The sequence below is a fragment of the Bacillus cereus group sp. BfR-BA-01356 genome (assembly GCF_022663635.1).
GTDB classification, from domain to species: domain Bacteria; phylum Bacillota; class Bacilli; order Bacillales; family Bacillaceae_G; genus Bacillus_A; species Bacillus_A cereus.
Map to the genome: position 1 here is coordinate 43,514 of NZ_JAKUFX010000020.1, position 19,221 is coordinate 62,734.

Sequence of the window (19,221 nt, forward strand, 5' to 3'; positions counted from 1 at the left end):
CAAGAAAAGTAGGTGAACAAAGTGGGAAAATATCAATTGGATTCCAAAAGTCAGGTAGCTGTGGCAAAGTTCCATGAAAAACAGAAACCTGCCAAATTTGATAAAAAGCAGCAACTTGAAAAATTGCGTACGGAGTATTTGAAAAAGAAGCAAAAACAAACAGATAAATAATACGTTTTGTTTTTCAAATTTTTCTGTATATAGTGTAAACAAACACAAGAAAATAGGTAAGTTATTCATCGTTCAAATATATACAGGCTATTTTTTCAAACCTCTTACTTATGCAACTAACGCATGCGTCAGTTCATTAAGAATAACTAAAAAAGTCGATTCCTTGAGATGAAAAAGAGTAAACAGTGCCTTTATCAGGCACTGTTTTATTTTGACCTTATAATTTCCTCCACCGATTTAGATAAGCGATACAAGCTATTCCCCACCTCCAAAAGAATGAATCAAGTTCCTCACCGCATATATTAAACTATACCTTTTCTTAAGGAGGGCTACCTTAATGCGTACTCCTTTATCCTTTGATAAAGACACTGCCATACTGTTAGCTTCTTGTTGTGAGTTAACGTATGAACAATATAAACAAAATGGCATTTTCGAGATACCAGATGGTTTTCAATATGTACAAGGGTTTCAAGGAAAGGCCATTCAAACAACAGAATGGTTCGGATTTATATTAGAATCTGAGGATACAATTATTGTTGCCTTCAGAGGCACTCAAACAGACCCCGATTGGATTATTGATTCTCTCGTCAATCAAAAACCTTATCCTTATGCTTTAAATGGCGGAAATGTCCATAACGGTTTTCTCTCTATTTATGAGTCTTGTCGTGATTCTATTATGGATATGCTCGTATCATTGCCAGCACATAAAAAACTGCTAGCTACTGGGCATAGTCTAGGTGGCGCGCTTGCCACATTACACATATTAGATGCACGTATAAATACTGCCTTCGCACAGTATGGACTTTATACATTCGCTTCTCCAAAAGTAGGAGATATCGCTTTTCGAAATTATTATAAACTACAAGTAGCTAGTAGCTTTCGTTTCGTCAACTTGTTCGATGTCGTCCCACTTCTCCCTCCCCGAAACATAAATTTTAATGATCATGATTGGGAGTATGCACACGTCCATCACAACATGACATTTACAAAAAACACAAAATCCATTACAAATAATCATTCCATTACAACATACAAAACATGTCTGACTTCTCATTTTTAACCAGTAAACAATTGGAAATAAAATATTCGTATACTATAATAATGTATGAAGTTATTTTTGGATGAGGGGACCTTACATGTTAAAATTTATCTTCGCACTTTTTCTTATTGTAATTTTTACGGTTACAGGTTTCTTTACATTTTCATACTTTGCGACAGGAGAGTATGATGGGGCAGGTATCATATATACCACTGTTCCATTTCTTTCTTAAGCAAAATAAATAAAACGAGCTTAATTTTATTAAGCCCGTTTTATTTATTAATATCCATTTCGGTTGGTAAATCGATAATATATCTCCCAATATAGCAACCTCTTTAAAACTGTTTAACTGCATTACCAATACCCCAAATTTCATTACTGTACTGCAAAATTGTTCGATCGCTCGCAAAATGACCAGACTGTGCAATATTTAAAATCGACATTTCTAGCCACTTCGTTCGGTTCTCATAAGCTCTACCGACAGCCTCTTGTCTTTCAGCATATGGACCAAAATCTCGCAGAACGAAATATTCATCGTTTTGAATAACGAGAGAATCGTAAATCGCTTCAAATTCAGCTCCCGATTGTGCAAAGAAACCATTTGTTAATTGATCAACTACTTTTTTAATGTGTCTATTGTGGTGATAATAATCACTTGCACGATAGCCACCATTTTGATAGTAATGAAGAACCTCTTCGGCCGTTAAACCGAAAATAAAACAGTTATCATCACCGACCCGGTCTTTTATTTCAACGTTAGCACCGTCTAGCGTTCCGAGTGTAATCGCACCATTCATCATAAATTTCATATTACCTGTTCCCGATGCTTCTTTACTCGCCGTTGAAATTTGTTCACTTACATCCGCCGCTGGGAATATATCTTCCGCTAAAGAAACTCGATAGTTTTCTAGAAAGATAACTTTCATATATTGACTGACATACGGGTCATTATTTACTTTTCTTGCGAGTTCATTTATTAATTTAATAATTTTTTTCGCGTAATAATAGCCAGGTGATGCTTTCGCTCCAAAAATAAAAGTACGCGGATAAAATGTAAAACTAGCATCCTCTTTCAAACGGTTATATAAATTTAAAATATGAAGAACATTTAATAATTGTCGTTTATAAGCATGTAATCTTTTCACTTGCACATCAAAAATAGAATTTGGATCAATGGTAATCCCCATTGTATTATGAATACGCTCTGCTAAAATCTCTTTACGCTCTTGTTTTACCTCTGCAAATTTCTCTTGGAAACTCGCATCATATTGAACTAATTGTAGCTCTTGAAGCTTAATCGGTTCTTTCTTCCACTCCGTTCCAATCGCCTCTGAAATGAGATTTGTTAACTGTGGATTTGCTTTCATAAGCCAGCGCCTATGAGCAATTCCATTCGTCTTATTATTAAACTTATCTGGATAAAATTCATAAAACAATCGCATTTCCCGCTGCTTTAATATTTCCGTATGAATTTTTGCTACACCGTTTACGCTATGGCTACCGACAATCGCTAAATGAGCCATTTTCACAAGGTCATGTGCAATAATCGCCATTGCTTCAATACGATCCCACTCATACGGATACTGTTCCCACAGTTCATGACAGAAACGTTCATTAATCTCTTCAATAATCATATAAATTCTCGGTAATAACGGTTTAAAAATGTGAATTGGCCACTTTTCGAGCGCTTCTGATAACGTCGTATGATTCGTATAAGAAATCGTCTGCGTCGTTATGTGCCAAGCTTCTTCCCATGCTAACTTTTCTTCGTCTAGTAAAATACGCATCAGTTCCGGAATTGCTAAAACCGGATGTGTATCGTTAATGTGGATCGCAATTTTTTCATGTAGTTGACGAAGGTCACCATATCTTTCTCTATGCATTCGAACGATATTTTGCAAACTTGCTGATACGAGGAAATACTGTTGTTTTAAACGAAGTATTTTTCCCTCATCATGCGTATCATCTGGATATAAAAACTCCGATACAGCCTCTGTTTCACGCTTATATTTCAAAATATCTTTGCAGTTTTGCGGGAAAGGAACTGGTTCAGCATTCCAAAGTCTAAGTGTATTTACAGTACTCGTCTCATAGCCAACTACCGGCACATCATATGGCACGGCCATAATGACTTCTGCATTTGTATGCCTAAACTCTAAACGCTCGTCAATTTCTAGCGGTTCAACACTGCCGAAATAACTTACTTCTACAGCTTGATCATACCTTCTTACTTCCCATACGTTTTCATGAAGAAGCCACTGTTCTGGAAATTCAACTTGATAACCATCAACAATTTTCTGATCAAACAAACCATGTTTATAACGAATTCCACAGCCGTGTCCTGGTAAGTTTAAAGATGCGAGTGAATCGAGAAAACAGGCTGCTAAGCGTCCAAGCCCACCATTACCAAGGCCTGCATCTGCTTCCACTTCTTCTAACTCTTGTAACGAAATTCCTAGTTCAGATAACCCCTGCTCGCATACATCTCGAATACCTAAATTCAAGATGTTACTTCCAAGCAAACGTCCAAGCAAAAACTCAATAGACAAGTAATACATTTGCTTTTGCTCTCCGGATCGATAACTCTCGTTCGTTGCAATCCATTGACTATTCATATACTCACGTACCATATGGCCGAGCGTATTATATTGATCACGAGTTGTAGAATCTTTAAAACTTTTACCATACATCGTCTCTAACTTTTCTAGAAAAGTTGATTTAAAACTTTCAACATGAGTAAACATTTTTTCACCACCTACATGTTATTCCATGAGACTTTTATACAATTCCTTATAAGCAAGAGCCGATTGCTCCCAGCTATAATCTTCATTCATCGCTTGTTTTACAAGCTGCTCCCACACTGGTTTATCGTGATAGAATTCAATTGCACGATGAATCGTATGTAGCATGTCATGTGCATTAAAATTCGTGAAACTGAAACCATTTCCTTCGCCTGTTTCTTCATCATAAGAATGTACCGTGTCGTTTAACCCACCTGTTTCTCTTACAATTGGAATTGTACCGTATGCTAATGCTATAAGTTGTCCAAGTCCACACGGTTCAAACAGCGATGGCATTAAAAACAAATCGCTTCCCGCATACACTTGGTGAGCTAATTCTTCATTAAATCCGATATAAACTTTTACCTTCTCCGGATACTCATATGCCATCCACTCAAAGAATTGCTCATATTCCGAATCACCTGAACCTAAAATAATACATTGTACATCTTCTTCCATTATTTCGCGGAATACAGTACGTACTAAATCAAGACCTTTTTGCTTCGTTAATCTCGTTACCATTGAAATAATTGGTGTATCCTCTTTTTCTGGCAAACCAAAATAACGCTGCAAGGCGCGTTTATTTTCACTCTTTTCATATAATGACTCTGCATCATACTGGGCCTTAATATACGAATCCGTTTCTGGATTATATACGCTCGTATCAATACCATTTACAATGCCGCTAAGCTTATCATTATATTTTCGTAGTAATCCATCTAACTTCTCACCGAAAAATTTATATTGAATTTCTTCTTTATACGTCGGGCTCACCGCTGTAATTTGATCCGAAGCAATAATACCGCCTTTCATAAAGTTTACGTTTCCATAAAACTCTAGCTGCTCACTATGAAAATATTCATCACCAAGCTCTAACAAGTCGTACATCACTTCAGGAGGAAATACACCTTGGAACTGCAAGTTATGAATCGTATATACCGTTTTAATACGCTCATATAACGGTTTATCTTGATACTTTTCACGAAGTAAGAAATTAACCATAGCCGTATGCCAATCATGGCTATGAAGAACATCCACTTCAAAATCAAGGTGCGGAATACACTCTAACACTGCTTTTGAGAAATAAGAAAAACGCTCTCCGTCATCGTAATGCCCATACAGAGAATCTCTCTTAAAATAATATTCATTATCTATTAAGTAATACGTAATTCCGTCTTGCTCACCTTTTAAAATTCCACAATATTGATTTCTCCACCCAAGAGGGACGTTAATTACTTTATGTAACGTACATCCATCTCTTAACTTTTGCGGAATGAGACTATAATTCGGAAGTATAATACGAACGTCCACTCCTAATTTTTTTAGCTCTTTTGGGAGTGCACCCGCTACATCAGCTAATCCTCCCGATTTCACAAACGGTACACATTCTGATACTGCAAATAAAATATTCACTTGTTGTCCCACTGCGCGAAAAGTTTTTATTACTCCTCTTGCAGCTTCCTCCCTTCGAGTTTTCATTTAAATTAAAACTTTAATCAGTGGAGGAAAAAGCCCCCACTGATTCTTTAGGAATAACTATTAATCGTACTGTTTTGTACGCTTCCTTTTTCTACAACATACGGCTCATCGGCGCTTCCTTTTAATACGACACCGTCGCCAATTTTCACGTCTTTATCAATAATAACACCGTCTATTATACAGTTATCTCCAATTTGGCTCTTTTGCATAATAATACTGTTACGAATACTTGAACCTTTTCCAATTTTAACTGAACGGGAAACAACACTGTTTTCGACTTCCCCTTCAATAATACTGCCATTTGCAATCATTGTATTTTTCACGACTGCACCCTTTAAATAACGAGTTGGTGGCTCATCTTTTACTTTCGTAAAGATCGGTGCTTCTTTCTTAAATAATTGCTTCCAAATAGCAGGTTGCAAAATTTCTAAGCTATGTTTATAGTAACTTTCAATCGAGTCAATAATTGCTACATATCCAGTATGTTCATATGTAGCAATGTGTAATGATTTCCCGCGCTTTTCTCTCACTACATCAAATAAACTGTATTGTTCCACACCTTTATATGACTCAAATAAGTCTAACAATAATTGTTTCTTTAACACGTATGTTTGAAGCGAAACCCCTTCATGGCAAACTTCTGTAATATCAGCTGCCGTATGTATATGTCGCTCTAACACCGCTTGAAAATTTAATGCTGTTACGAGATGGCTATTCGTAATAACAACGTACTCTTCTCTGCTTCTTAGAAAATAATCAATATGTCTTCTAAAGTGTGCAAAAGACCCAAATTCATCTTGGTCACATTGGCAGTTTGGCGGGAATAAAAATAGTCCGTCTCGTTTTCTATCTAAATCCCACTGTTTTCCTGAACCAACATGGTCCATTAACGAACGATTTTTATGGCTTGTAAAAACTGCCACACTATGAATACTAGAATTCACCATATTTGAAAGCATGAAATCAATGAGTCGATAACGGCCCCCAAACGGTAACGCCGCTAGTGAACGATGCCCTGTTACTTTCTTTAAGGAAGGAAAACTTCCCGTTGCATTAATAATTCCTAACATTTTTTCTCCCATTCATTTCATCCCCCTTTTCTATTTCCCTTCAGCAATTAATACTACATCGTCAACATTCTTTTCTGGACGAATGACTGTTCCATCTTTAATAACCATTTCTGATCCAACAATCGCTCTTTCAATCACAACATTTTTACCAATCTTAGCCCCTGGCATAACGACAGAATCAATCACCATACTTCCTTCTTCCACCGTCACTCCTTGGAATAAAACAGAATGCTTCACGTCCCCTTCAATGACGCACCCTTCGTTAATAAGCGATTCTTCTACTTTCGCCTTTTCAGCAATATATTGAGGCGGTTCGTTTGGATTGACAGAGTAAATACGCCAATTACGATCGTTTAAATTCAGTGATGTTTCATCGCGAAGCAAATCCATATTCGCTTCCCATAAGCTCTTCACCGTTCCAACATCTTTCCAATATCCTTCAAACGGATACGCCATTAACTTCTTCCCTTCATCCAATAAAAGCGGAAGTACGTCTTTTCCGAAATCGTTACTAGATTCAGGGTTTCTTGCATCCATCTCTAAATACTCTTTCAAAATTGACCAATTAAAAATATAGATTCCCATTGATGCAAGATTACTTCTTGGAAATTGTGGTTTCTCTTCAAACTCAACAATCTCCATCTCTTCATTCGTATTCATAATGCCAAAGCGACTCGCTTCATCCCAAGGTACTTCAATAACAGAAATGGATACATCCGATTCTTTCTCAATATGGTAATCTAGCATCTTACTGTAATCCATTTTATAAATATGGTCGCCTGATAAAATAAGAACATACTCTGGTTCATATTGACTTAAATAGTTTAAGTTTTGATAAATGGCACTTGCCGTACCTGTATACCACTTAACCCCTGAAGACTCCGCATAAGGAGGTAATACTGTGACTCCACCGTTTACTCGGTCTAAATCCCACGCATTTCCGATTCCGATATAATTATGAAGTTCGAGTGGTTGATATTGCGTTAAAATCCCAACCGTTTCAATACCAGAATTCGCACAGTTACTTAGCGTAAAATCAATAATGCGATATTTACCACCAAATGGAACAGCTGGCTTGGCTAAATTTTTTGTTAATGCACTTAAACGACTACCTTTTCCCCCTGCTAGTAACATTGCTACGCACTTTTGTTTTTGAGCCATCTTGTTTTTTGCTCCCCTTTCTCGTCTTCACTGGTCGTAATATGGATACGCCAAATGGTGGAATTGTAATCTCTACATGTGCTGCTTGATTATGGTACGGTTCTAGAATCGTCTTAAGACGTTTCTTATTCACTTGCCCCGAACCGCCATATTGCTGTGCATCACTGTTTAAAATCTCGTTATAATACTCGAAATCTGGTACACCTACTTTATAGTTTTCATATGTAGCTTTCGTAAAATTACATACGATAACTAACGCATCCTCTTGTTTATCCCCTTGACGGATAAACGAGAAAATACTTTGCTCGTTATTATTAGCATCAATCCACTGAAAACCTTCAGGCGAATGATCAAGCTGCCAAAGTGGTTTTGAGCGCTTATACAATGCTATGAGCTCTTTAAAGTAATCATGCATATAACGATGCATTTCAAAATCATGTAAATTCCAATCTAAATCTTCAAGGTCTTTCCACTCATCAAACTGCCCGAATTCTCCTCCCATGAAAAGTAATTTCTTTCCTGGGTGAGTAAAGAAATATCCATATAATAAACGAAGCTGAGCAAACTTATCCCAGTAATCACCTGGCATTTTATTTAATAACGACTTTTTCCCATGAACGACTTCATCATGAGAAAGCGGTAATATGAAGTTTTCAGAGTACGCATATAGCAAAGAAAACGTCATTTTCTCATGAATGTGTTTCCTATATTCAGGCGCACACTCCATATATTTCAGCACGTCATTCATCCAGCCCATATTCCATTTGTAATTGAATCCAAGCCCACCTTCATACGTTGGAGTTGTTACAAGTGGCCAAGCTGTTGAATCTTCTGCCGTCATAAGAAAATCTTCATCCTCTGCAAACACTGCTTCATTTAACTCTCTTAAAAATGAAACAGCATGCTCATTACTTTGCTCTTGTCCTTCTTTATTCCAGTACAACATGTTCGCAACTGCATCAACTCTGAAACCATCAATATGGAAATATCTCATCCAAAATAACGCATTTGAAATTAAGAAATTACGTACCTCTCTCTTTCCTAAATCAAAATTGACAGTTCCCCATACTGGATTTTCTTGTACATCTTTATCTTTATATTCATAGGTCGGTGTACCATCAAACAAATATAAACCGTGAGCATCTTTACAAAAATGCCCCGGCACCCAATCTAAAATGACACCGATTCCATATTTATGACATTCGTCGACAAAATACATTAAATCATGCGGTGTACCAAATCTACTCGTCGCTGCATAATATCCCGTTCCTTGATATCCCCAAGAACGATCATATGGATGCTCAACAAGCGGCATAATTTCAATATGTGTAAATTGATGTTCCACCACATATGGAATGAGTTCTTCTACCATTTCCCTGTAAGAATACAGTGTTCCATCTTCTTTCTTTTTCCAAGAACCAAAATGTAATTCATAAACTGTCATCGCTTCTTTATAAATCGATTTTTTCTTTTTCTTACGAATCCAGTTTTTATCACTCCATTCATATCCCTTTATATCAAAAACTACAGATGCCGTATTCGGTCTTACTTCTGCATATACAGCATACGGATCTGCCTTTAAAATGACGTCACCAGCCAACGTTTCAATCGCATATTTATATATTTCTCCTTCTTCAATATGCGGTATAAACAAGGACCAAATGCCTTCTTCTGTCACTTGTAGCATTTTATGTTGCTCATAATCCCACTCATTAAAATCTCCAACAACACTCATTGCTTTCGCATGAGGAGCCCACACTGTAAATCGTACTCCTTGAATCTCATCTTCCGTCACAACATGTGCGCCAAAGATATTATAACTTTCATAGTACTTTTCTGTATGAAACTCATCTCGTTTCACTTCTTCACAATTTATTACACTCAATATGCTCACCTCACTTAGATGACAGAATTTTTTATACTTTAACTATTTCTGCGAAAAACTGCAATATCCTTGTTAATTTATAAAAAACATTCGTTTTTTTCTTGAAAATGTTAGTTTTCCTTCACATTTCCGTGTAAAATATCGAATTTTGACGAATATTCATTGAAAACGCTTTATTATTCTTCTATATTTTTACCAATTATTTTTTCTCAACCTTTATTTTATTATGTTTATCCTATTTTTCATGCTATTTTTCACTTAAAATCAAAACAAAATAATCTGTCATAAAAAAATGTTTCTCAATATTTTTTGTCACAATTTTATTGAAATGCGAAATTTATAAGCATATACTTGTTCTCAATAAAGAACATAGATCTTTCGTAACCACAATTCATAGCGGACTACTATGTTTACTTATTTATCCTTGTTGCGAACGGTTGCTATACAAATTTAACTAGGAGGCTTTCATATGTCATTAAAACAAAAAGTAGGAATGGGAGTTATCACCGCTTCACTTGGCTTATCCCTTACATTCGGCGGTGTATTCGCCTATTTCAGTGATTCAGAAACATCAAGTAACTCATTTCAAGCTGGAACACTAGATCTTTCTATTAATCCAAGTGTAATCGTTAATGTGAAAGATTTAAAACCAGGTGATTTTATTGAAAGGAACTTCAAGCTTGAAAATAAAGGTACATTGGATATCGCAAAAGTAGCACTTGAAACATCATATGAAGTTACAGATGCAAAGCAAAATAATGACGGTGAAGATTTAGGTGATCACATTATCGTCAAGTTTCTAGTAAATGATGGACAGCCATCTAATCCAAACGATGATCATGAGATTTTGTGGGAAACAAAACTATCACAATTAAAAACTATGAAACCTGAAGATGTCGCTACGTCTCTAGAACGTCATAACTTAATAGATGGTATTAAATCTGGTGAAACAGATTTCTTACACGTCCTCTTCTCATTTGAAGATAACAACCAAGATCAAAATAAATTTCAAGGTGATTCCCTGCAGCTAAACTGGACATTCCATACTGAGCAAACAGCTGGCGTGGAGAAATAATTTTTAAAAATATAAATTACCGGAGGCCTATAAATGAAAAAGAAAAATCGTTTTGTTACCGGAATTGTAACAGCTGGCGTTTTGTTTTCAACTGCTATTCCGTTCAATGTACTTGCTGAAAGTCCTATTAACCAAATTGAATCTTCAAATGCTCATTCTATATTATCTAAGCTTTCTAAAGAACAACGCCTGGCATTACAAACGGTAGATGCCAACCCTGGTTTTACAATTTCACCAGATATTAATACGAGTAGTTCTGAGCCTGTAAATATCATCGTAGAATTTCAAACTGCTCCAGTAAAGATTAATGAATTAAAACAAAAAGAAAAAGGATTACAGTCTGCTCCTGAAAATATAAAAGCACGTATTGATCAAGAACATGAAGAATTCGAAAAAGGACTAAAACGTCTTTATCAATTCAGCCCATCAGTAAAATCAGGAAACTTCCAGTCTGTACAAATTAAACGTTCTTATAAGCATGCGATAAATGGTGTTGCGATGACATTACCAGCAAATACAGTAGAAGAATTGTTACGAATTGGCGTTGTAAAACGTATTTGGAAAGATTACGAAGTGAAATTAAATTTACCAAAACAAGCTGAGCAAAAAGCGCCTCAAAAACTAACAGATAGCATCCCGCAAATTGGAGTAGATAAGTTACATAGTGAGGGCATTACCGGAAAAGGAATTAAAGTTGGTGTATTAGATACAGGTATTGATTACAATCATCCTGACTTAAAAGACGTATATAAAGGCTATCGCGCGAAACCTGGTGAGGACTCTAGCAAAGTAGACCCAAACTCAGTAAAGGGTTGGGACTTTATTAATAACGATGCAGATCCAATGGAAACTACTTATTCAGAATGGCAACAATCTGGTGCTCCTGAATTTGATAGCCGTGGTTCTTCCTTCTACACAGCCCACGGCACTCACGTAGCAGGTATCGTTTCTGCACAAAAGAAGAACCAATCTGATTCAGCAGTAAAAGGTGTTGCACCTGGCATTGAACTGTATAACTATCGTGTACTCGGACCATACGGAAGTGGAGATAGTTCAGGTATTATCGCTGCAATTGATAAATCCATTTCTGACGGTATGAACGTTATTAACTTATCGTTAGGTGATGATAGCAACAATCCTCTTAATCCAACATCTATCGCTGTTAATAACGCGATGCTTTCAGGCGTTGTTACAGTCGTTGCTGCTGGTAACTCTGGACCGAATCCATCAACACTCGGATCACCAGGTGCTTCGCCATTTGCTATTACGGTTGGAGCCAGTGATAGCTCTATTTCCTTACCGAAACTATCAGGTCATGCTGGACAATTACAATTCCCTAACCTAATTTTGTTCGGCAAAAACTTCACTGATAAAATAGAAGATTTCAAGGGACAAACTTTACCTATTGAATCTATAGGAATCGGTACGCCTGACGAGTTTAGTAAAAAAGATGTAAAAGGAAAAATCGCTCTCGTTGCACGTGGCACACTGTCATTTGATGAAAAAATTGCTAACGCAAAACAAGCTGGCGCAAAGGCCGTTATTATTTATAACAATGTGGACGGAGAAATTCCTTTCTACGTTGGCGAAAGCACAAAATACATTCCAGCATTCCGCCTAACGAAAGAAGACGGTGAAAAACTAAAAGCTCAAATCGAACAAGGTAATACATCCTTTACTTTTGACGAACTTAGTTATATTCAAACAGAAGGCGATCATCTTGCAGACTTTAGCTCACGCGGTCCTGTTACATCAAATGATGGTATTAAACCAGATATTACAGCGCCTGGTGTTGCTGTACTTTCAACAGTACCTGAATATATTAATGACCCACAAGAGGGCGAAAACTATGACGTTTCCTATGAGCGTATGCAAGGAACATCTATGGCTTCTCCTCATATCGCGGGCGTTGCTGCTCTTATTTTACAAGAACACCCAGAATACTCTCCATTCGATGTAAAGGCGTCTCTTATGAACACAGCTGATGATTTAAAAGAAAAGTATTCCGTATATGAAGTTGGAGCTGGACGAGTAGATGCATACAACTCCGTTCATACGGAAACAAGTTTTAAAGTGCTAGATACAACAAAAACAGTTGTAAATGATGAAGTAATTGAAGTACCAGAAGAAACCGGATCCATTGCATTCGGGAAGTTCTATCAAAAAGACGGTGAAGCTCTTGAACAAAAACGAAATATAAAAGTAGCTAATCATAATAAACAAGAGAAGAAAGAATTTAAAACAGAAATTTCTTATACACCAGCTTCTCCTTCCATTAACGACGCTACCGCAAATGGTGTAAAAGTTTCTACCCGAGAAACAATTACTGTTGATGCTGGAAAATCAGATGAGGTTGAAGCAAAAATTAATATTCCAGCTGGCGTGAAGCAAGGCCGATATGAAGGATATATTCATATTACAAATACGAAAAATAAAGAAGAAACGTATCAAATACCATTCTCTATTCGTGTATCAGAGCCTGGTATTGAAAATGCTTTTTTATCAAGAAAAGCCATTTCAACTGATACATCTAAATTCAATCCATACCGTGAATCGTATTTACACGGAGCATTCCAATTAAATAGCGACCTTGAGACGTTAGATCTTATCGTGAAGGATTCAAAAACAAATAAAGCGCTTGGCTTCATTGGAACATTAAACACAAGCGGACTAAAAACGGATGTGTATTACTACTTAGATTCATTCTTTAACGGCAGAGTATATCCTTTCACAAATGATCCTGCAAAACCAATTGGTGATGAGAAAATCGACTTACCAGAAGGCGATTACACAATTGAATTTGTTGGCTATGATAAAGATGGTAAAGCACGTGTGAAAGGTGATTATGTCGTAATTGATAATACACCGCCAGAAGTAAAATTAACTGGATTAAAACCTGGTATTTATGAATTAAATGAAGAAAACTATACAGTAGAAGACGGTAAAAAGGCATTATGGATTAAAGGAAATGTGTATGATTCGAATGTTGACTACTTAAAAGGAAAAGGATTAAACATTACGCAAGAAGCAAACGGAGTGATGTATTATGACTATTCTCCATACTTGCATAAGTTTTTACCTATTAATGCAAACGGTGACTTTAAAGTTGGCATTACTCCTGAATCCTTTAAAGTGGAAGGTCCAATGAACACAGGGGTATATATTTTCGATTATGCAACTGCAGGAGCTGACTATCCAAGCGGTGTAAATAACTATTGGTTTATCCCGCAAGGAGCTCAATATGCGAAAACTAGCTATGATAAAAAAGAAGTATATAAAGGTGATGAATTCACTGTGACGCTAAACGCCAAACATGTGAAACAATTTGTTGCTGGGCAATTTAATGTAAACTTCCTAGAGAAGAACTTCAAATTTGCAAATGCGAAATTTAATCCTGCTTTTGAAAAGCTACTTTCCCAAAAAGGGGTAACCGCAAAAGTAAATGAACCGAAGCTAGAAGCAGGCTCTGTTACAGTTGGCGGTGCTATCGATGACAAAAACTTCGCTGGATTAGATGGTGATTTCCCGTTCATTGATGTAACGTTCAAAGTAGAAAACGATGAGTTTTATGAAGCAACTGCTCAATTAGAGTCACCAGTGTTTGTATACTGGAAACCAGGAGAAACAGAGCCAAATAGAATGCGTGTCCTTCAAGATCAATCATTCTCAGTAATGTCCTTAAACTCACTAGTAGAAGGAAATATTAAACCTGGTGCATTCTTAAATGAACGTGGATATTTAGATGAAAAGTTAGATTATACAAAGCTTGGCGTAAAAGTATATGCGACTGATTCTTACCGTCATAAGTTTGAAGGCTCACTAGATAAATACGGATACTTCAAATTAAATGGACTTCCTGTTAATAAACGCGACTACAACTTATATGTAGAGGTGCCAGGACATTTAACAAGCCGCCTAACAACGAAACTTGGTACTGAAAAAGACGGTAAGCTGCTTGGCCAATATTATTATGCAAGACCTGACGAAAACCTTGCCGGCGATGTAAATGCTGATAAAGTAATCGATATTAGAGATGCTGAAATTATCGCTAGCAACTATGGCAAAAAAGGACTAACTGTAAAAGACGGAGACCTTAATAAAGATGGGATTGTCGATGAAAAAGATATTCGCTTCGTCGAAAAGAACTTCTTGAAAAAAGGTCCAGATGCATCTAAATCACAAACACCTGTAGAAAAATCCAAAAGCGGTACACTGGCAGATATTTTAAAGAAATTAGGATTAACGCCTAAAAAATGATAAAGTGAAACTTTAATCAGTGGGGGGTGTTCATCCCCCACTGATTATTAGTTGAACCAATCGGGCTTTTACGGGCAGTTGATCACCAAACTAACTTCTTTGCTTTCGCTGCATTTTGAGGTGGGGATCTTACTGCCCGTTAATGCGGGATAATAAAGAGCACTCTACTTAAAGTAGGGTGCTCTTTTCTATAAACGACCCTGATCCAGCAAAAGGGGTATATTGGGGATATACAAGGGAAACCGGAAAAGGAATTTATATTAAATTATATGAATTCAGAGGTAGGAAGCAGTGTCCCGCCCCTGAATGATTTAGCAATTATTATAGTACTGGTGCCATTGTTTCTTTTAATACTTTTACAGAATGAGCGAACTTCGCTTTTTCTTCTTCATTTAACTCAAGCTCTACGATTTCACGTACACCTTCGCGGTTAATTACAGCTGGAACACCTACGTAAGCATCTTTCTCACCGTATTGGCCTTCAAGGTATGCAGATACAGTTAATACGCTGTTCTCGTTGTTTAAGATTGCTTTAGTTACACGAAGTAGTGACATACCGATTCCGTAGTAAGTTGCACCTTTACGCTCGATGATATGGTAAGCTGCATCACGTACATTTTCGAAGATTTTATCTAAGTCTTCTTGTTTGTACTGTTCGTTGTTAGCTAAGATTGTTTCTAGTTTTTGTACACCGATAGTAGCGTGGCTCCATACTGGAAGTTCAGTATCACCGTGTTCACCAACGATGTAAGCATGAACGTTACGTGGATCTACATCTAAGTAGTCACCTAACATGTAACGGAAACGAGCAGAGTCTAAAGTAGTACCAGAACCAATTACGCGCTCTTTTGGTAAACCAGATTCTTTCCAAGTTACGTAAGTTAAAATGTCAACTGGGTTAGTTGCGATTAAGAAGATTCCATCGAATCCGCTATCCATAATACCGCGAACGATTTGTTTAAAGATCTTTGTATTTTTCTCAACTAAGTCTAAACGAGTTTCACCTGGCTTTTGTGGTAATCCAGCAGTGATAACTACTAAATCTGCATCTTTACAATCTGCATAGCTACCGCTCCAAACTTTTGTTGGTGATGGAGAGAATGGTACCGCATGGCTTAAGTCCATTGCTTCCCCTTCTGCTTTTGCTTCATTAACATCTACTAATACGAATTCTTCAGCTACACCTTGGTTGATCATTGAGTAAGCGTAACTACAACCTACAGCTCCTGTTCCTACTAATACTACACGATTGATACCTTTTTTCATGGTAATTTCCCCTCTCTATTGTTCACATATATTTTTTTATGATTGTTTAAGTAATTAATTAAAATACTAATTTAATGTTGTTTAACTTCTTTACATTCATATTGTAGCACGTATTATTGTGAAAAAGTTCACAAATTATGACCTATTTGTGAACTTTTTCACATAGAGTGTAAAGTTATTGGAATAGGTGTGGAATCCATTTCAATGGAGGCGTTTTCTTTAGATTGTGAAAGGGATTTTCTTGTGGTTTTTGTCGGTAAGTGAAATTATACCAGCGATTTTTAGAATATATCGACCGTAACTCCAAATATATCAGCGATTATTAAAATTTATCGATCGTAACTCAAATTATATCAGCGATTTTTGCAATATATCGACTTACCGACAAAACTCGACAATACTGACAACATAAAAAAACTGTCTTCAGTAGATCACAGCTATTGAGAGAAAGCAACTTCTTCTATATATTATTTATTTTCCACAGTAGCTCCCAGATGCATTTTTCATCGGTTTCTCCAAGTGTAGGAGGCTACAGCCATACAGCTGGGGTAAAAGTTCAAGTTGAAGTTAATTCCTTCATATTCATACAGGTCCAAATAATTAACATGATTGTATTTACGGCTCTCTATGTACCCAACTGCAACAGCGAATACTTCATATTTCTTCTATTGCATAAAAAAGCAGACTATCCAAAGTCCATTTTTATACAACAAAAAAGAGATAGCAGATTATGCTATCTCTTTTAGTATGACCCGTACGGGATTCGAACCCGTGTTACCGCCGTGAAAGGGCGGTGTCTTAACCACTTGACCAACGGGCCAGTTCTGGCAGAGAAGAAGGGATTCGAACCCTCGCACCGCGTTCGCGATCTACTCCCTTAGCAGGGGAGCCCCTTGAGCCACTTGGGTACTTCTCTATAAATATGGCTCCGCAGGTAGGACTCGAACCTACGACCGATCGGTTAACAGCCGATAGCTCTACCACTGAGCTACTGCGGAACAATTATGGTGGGCCTAAATGGACTCGAACCATCGACCTCACGCTTATCAGGCGTGCGCTCTAACCAGCTGAGCTATAGGCCCATAATTGAAAAGCGGGTGAAGAGAATCGAACTCTCGACCAGAGCTTGGAAGGCTCTTGTTTTACCACTAAACTACACCCGCATTAAATTGTAAATGGTGAGCCATGAAGGACTCGAACCTTCGACCCTCTGATTAAAAGTCAGATGCTCTACCAACTGAGCTAATGGCTCATTTTGAAAGTGGTGCCGACTAGAGGACTTGAACCCCCAACCTACTGATTACAAGTCAGTTGCTCTACCAATTGAGCTAAGTCGGCTTGCGACTTCAAAATGGTGGCTCGGGACGGAATCGAACCGCCGACACGAGGATTTTCAGTCCTCTGCTCTACCGACTGAGCTACCGAGCCTTTATGTAAAAATGGCGGTCCCGACCGGGGTCGAACCGGCGATCTCCTGCGTGACAGGCAGGCATGTTAACCACTACACCACGGGACCATTTGGTTGCGGGGACAGGATTTGAACCTGCGACCTTCGGGTTATGAGCCCGACGAGCTACCGTGCTGCTCCACCCCGCGATGATAAAATATTTACTTTAGAAAAAATGGAGGAGGTAGAGGGATTCGAACCCCCGCGCGACTCTCGCCGCCTGTCGGTTTTCAAGACCGATCCCTTCAGCCGAACTTGGGTATACCTCCGAGATATATACGTCTAATGGTGGACCTTGTAGGACTCGAACCTACGACCGGACGGTTATGAGCCGTCTGCTCTAACCAGCTGAGCTAAAGGTCCTTTATGGTAGCGGCGGAGGGGATCGAACCCCCGACCTCACGGGTATGAACCGTACGCTCTAGCCAGCTGAGCTACACCGCCATAAATGATATTAATATAAGTGGAGCCTAGCGGGATCGAACCGCTGACCTCCTGCGTGCAAGGCAGGCGCTCTCCCAGCTGAGCTAAGGCCCCATGTTTTTTAGGAATATCGGGAAGACAGGATTTGAACCTGCGACCCCCTGGTCCCAAACCAGGTGCTCTACCAAGCTGAGCCACTTCCCGTTAATAAAAGCGTGCCCGAGAGGAGTCGAACCCCTAACCTCTTGATCCGTAGTCAAACGCTCTATCCAATTGAGCTACGGGCGCATATGGTGCCGAGGGCGGGGGTCGAACCCGCACGGTGGTCACCCACCGCAGGATTTTAAGTCCTGTGCGTCTGCCTGTTCCGCCACCCCGGCATGTCATATTGAAAATTGGAGCGGAAGACGGGATTCGAACCCGCGACCCCAACCTTGGCAAGGTTGTATTCTACCACTGAACTACTTCCGCAAGACATGTATGAGTTATTTAATTAAAAGTGCGGGTGAAGGGAGTCGAACCCCCACGCCAAAGGCGCCAGATCCTAAGTCTGGTGCGTCTGCCAATTCCGCCACACCCGCATATTAATTTATTTAAGAAAAATGGGGCGACTGATGGGAATCGAACCCACGAATGCCGGAGCCACAATCCGGTGCGTTAACCACTTCGCCACAACCGCCATGATTTCTGGTGCCGACTAGAGGACTTGAACCCCCAACCTACTGATTACAAGTCAGTTGCTCTACCAATTGAGCTAAGTCGGCTAAATGGTGGAGGATGACGGGATCGAACCGCCGACCCCCTGCTTGTAAGGCAGGTGCTCTCCCAGCTGAGCTAATCCTCCATTTGCCTGGCAACGTCCTACTCTCACAGGGACAAGGTCCCAACTACCATCGGCGCTAGAGAGCTTAACTTCCGTGTTCGGTATGGGAACGGGTGTGACCTCTCTGCCATCATTACCAGACTGTATTCATTTAAGACAAGAATTATTGTAACTCATTTACTTTTGAAAGTCAACAAGTTTTTTATATTCTTTCAAAACTAGATAACATTGCTTCATATTATATGGTTAAGTCCTCGATCTATTAGTATTCGTCAGCTCCACATGTCACCATGCTTCCACCTCGAACCTATCAACCTGATCATCTTTCAGGGATCTTACTAGCTT

General features: G+C 38.4%; 11 protein-coding genes, 22 tRNA genes and 2 rRNA genes. 5 read left to right on the top strand and 30 right to left on the bottom strand.

Annotation, left to right across the window (positions count from 1 at the left end):
* The first annotated feature begins 21 nt into the window (after positions 1-21).
* The 3 genes from MR168_RS09995 (at position 22) to MR168_RS33325 (ending at position 1,442) form a co-directional block, all read left to right on the top strand.
* Positions 22-171, top strand: coding sequence for a hypothetical protein (locus tag MR168_RS09995; RefSeq protein ID WP_000521639.1), 150 nt, complete (start codon positions 22-24; stop codon positions 169-171).
* Positions 172-508: 337 nt separating this feature from the next.
* Positions 509-1,231 carry a lipase family protein gene (locus MR168_RS10000; RefSeq protein WP_001260111.1) on the top strand — a complete coding sequence of 241 codons (723 nt, stop codon included), beginning with the start codon at positions 509-511 and terminating at the stop codon, positions 1,229-1,231.
* 76 nt (positions 1,232-1,307) lie between these two features.
* On the top strand, positions 1,308-1,442 hold the full coding sequence (locus MR168_RS33325; protein WP_000911075.1) for a hypothetical protein: 135 nt from the start codon (positions 1,308-1,310) through the stop codon (positions 1,440-1,442).
* Positions 1,443-1,545: 103 nt separating this feature from the next.
* Here the strand turns inward: MR168_RS33325 and glgP are convergent, their stop codons facing one another.
* The 5 genes from glgP to glgB form a co-directional block, all read right to left on the bottom strand.
* Positions 1,546-3,954, bottom strand: a complete 2,409-nt coding sequence (gene glgP, locus MR168_RS10005; RefSeq protein WP_086411543.1) for a glycogen phosphorylase — start codon at positions 3,952-3,954, stop codon at positions 1,546-1,548.
* A gap of 18 nt (positions 3,955-3,972) precedes the next feature.
* A complete protein-coding gene (gene glgA, locus MR168_RS10010; RefSeq protein WP_086411547.1) occupies positions 3,973-5,403 on the bottom strand; it encodes a glycogen synthase GlgA in 1,431 nt (476 codons plus the stop codon).
* A gap of 113 nt (positions 5,404-5,516) precedes the next feature.
* The gene (glgD, locus tag MR168_RS10015; protein ID WP_006915634.1) at positions 5,517-6,551 is read right to left on the bottom strand and encodes a glucose-1-phosphate adenylyltransferase subunit GlgD; all 1,035 of its coding nucleotides are present in this window, start codon (positions 6,549-6,551) and stop codon (positions 5,517-5,519) included.
* A gap of 18 nt (positions 6,552-6,569) precedes the next feature.
* Complete coding sequence (glgC, locus tag MR168_RS10020; protein WP_242291246.1) at positions 6,570-7,700, bottom strand: glucose-1-phosphate adenylyltransferase; 1,131 nt, start codon at positions 7,698-7,700, stop codon at positions 6,570-6,572.
* Positions 7,648-9,585: a 1,4-alpha-glucan branching protein GlgB gene (gene glgB / locus MR168_RS10025; RefSeq protein ID WP_086411544.1), complete on the bottom strand. Its 1,938-nt coding sequence runs from the start codon at positions 9,583-9,585 to the stop codon at positions 7,648-7,650. The genes glgC and glgB overlap by 53 nt, the downstream gene beginning before the upstream one ends.
* 469 nt (positions 9,586-10,054) lie before the next feature.
* Here glgB and MR168_RS10030 point away from each other — a divergent pair, with 469 nt between their 5' ends.
* Positions 10,055-10,660: a CalY family protein gene (locus tag MR168_RS10030; protein WP_242291247.1), complete on the top strand. Its 606-nt coding sequence runs from the start codon at positions 10,055-10,057 to the stop codon at positions 10,658-10,660.
* Between the two features lie 33 nt (positions 10,661-10,693).
* Complete coding sequence (locus tag MR168_RS10035) at positions 10,694-14,917, top strand: S8 family serine peptidase (protein WP_242291248.1); 4,224 nt, start codon at positions 10,694-10,696, stop codon at positions 14,915-14,917.
* A 321-nt stretch (positions 14,918-15,238) separates the two neighbouring features.
* On the opposite strand, the gene MR168_RS10040 is transcribed toward MR168_RS10035, so the two are convergent.
* The 25 genes from MR168_RS10040 to MR168_RS10160 all read right to left on the bottom strand — a co-directional run.
* Entirely contained in the window at positions 15,239-16,183 is a 945-nt protein-coding gene (locus tag MR168_RS10040; protein ID WP_000715339.1) for an L-lactate dehydrogenase, read from the bottom strand.
* 748 nt (positions 16,184-16,931) lie between these two features.
* Positions 16,932-17,003: transfer RNA gene (locus MR168_RS10045), tRNA-Glu, on the bottom strand.
* Between the two features lie 5 nt (positions 17,004-17,008).
* A tRNA-Ser gene (locus tag MR168_RS10050) sits at positions 17,009-17,099 on the bottom strand.
* 7 nt (positions 17,100-17,106) lie between these two features.
* Positions 17,107-17,181: transfer RNA gene (locus MR168_RS10055), tRNA-Asn, on the bottom strand.
* 7 nt (positions 17,182-17,188) lie between these two features.
* A tRNA-Ile gene (locus MR168_RS10060) sits at positions 17,189-17,265 on the bottom strand.
* Positions 17,266-17,275: 10 nt separating this feature from the next.
* Positions 17,276-17,346, bottom strand: a tRNA-Gly gene (locus MR168_RS10065).
* A 13-nt stretch (positions 17,347-17,359) separates the two neighbouring features.
* Positions 17,360-17,435 (bottom strand) — tRNA-Lys (locus MR168_RS10070).
* A 10-nt stretch (positions 17,436-17,445) separates the two neighbouring features.
* Positions 17,446-17,521 (bottom strand) — tRNA-Thr (locus MR168_RS10075).
* A gap of 14 nt (positions 17,522-17,535) precedes the next feature.
* Positions 17,536-17,611 (bottom strand) — tRNA-Phe (locus tag MR168_RS10080).
* A 12-nt stretch (positions 17,612-17,623) separates the two neighbouring features.
* Positions 17,624-17,699: transfer RNA gene (locus tag MR168_RS10085), tRNA-Asp, on the bottom strand.
* A gap of 3 nt (positions 17,700-17,702) precedes the next feature.
* A tRNA-Met gene (locus MR168_RS10090) sits at positions 17,703-17,779 on the bottom strand.
* 27 nt (positions 17,780-17,806) lie between these two features.
* Positions 17,807-17,899, bottom strand: a tRNA-Ser gene (locus tag MR168_RS10095).
* Positions 17,900-17,916: 17 nt separating this feature from the next.
* Positions 17,917-17,993: transfer RNA gene (locus MR168_RS10100), tRNA-Ile, on the bottom strand.
* A gap of 4 nt (positions 17,994-17,997) precedes the next feature.
* A tRNA-Met gene (locus MR168_RS10105) sits at positions 17,998-18,074 on the bottom strand.
* A gap of 20 nt (positions 18,075-18,094) precedes the next feature.
* A tRNA-Ala gene (locus tag MR168_RS10110) sits at positions 18,095-18,167 on the bottom strand.
* Positions 18,168-18,183: 16 nt separating this feature from the next.
* A tRNA-Pro gene (locus MR168_RS10115) sits at positions 18,184-18,257 on the bottom strand.
* A gap of 10 nt (positions 18,258-18,267) precedes the next feature.
* Positions 18,268-18,341: transfer RNA gene (locus tag MR168_RS10120), tRNA-Arg, on the bottom strand.
* A gap of 3 nt (positions 18,342-18,344) precedes the next feature.
* Positions 18,345-18,433, bottom strand: a tRNA-Leu gene (locus MR168_RS10125).
* A 16-nt stretch (positions 18,434-18,449) separates the two neighbouring features.
* Positions 18,450-18,524, bottom strand: a tRNA-Gly gene (locus MR168_RS10130).
* A 29-nt stretch (positions 18,525-18,553) separates the two neighbouring features.
* Positions 18,554-18,634: transfer RNA gene (locus MR168_RS10135), tRNA-Leu, on the bottom strand.
* A 22-nt stretch (positions 18,635-18,656) separates the two neighbouring features.
* Positions 18,657-18,732, bottom strand: a tRNA-His gene (locus MR168_RS10140).
* Positions 18,733-18,741: 9 nt separating this feature from the next.
* Positions 18,742-18,817: transfer RNA gene (locus MR168_RS10145), tRNA-Thr, on the bottom strand.
* Positions 18,818-18,821: 4 nt separating this feature from the next.
* Positions 18,822-18,897 (bottom strand) — tRNA-Val (locus MR168_RS10150).
* Positions 18,898-18,901: 4 nt separating this feature from the next.
* Positions 18,902-19,017 (bottom strand): 5S ribosomal RNA (gene rrf / locus MR168_RS10155).
* 101 nt (positions 19,018-19,118) lie between these two features.
* A 23S ribosomal RNA gene (locus MR168_RS10160) occupies positions 19,119-19,221 on the bottom strand; the annotation flags it as partial.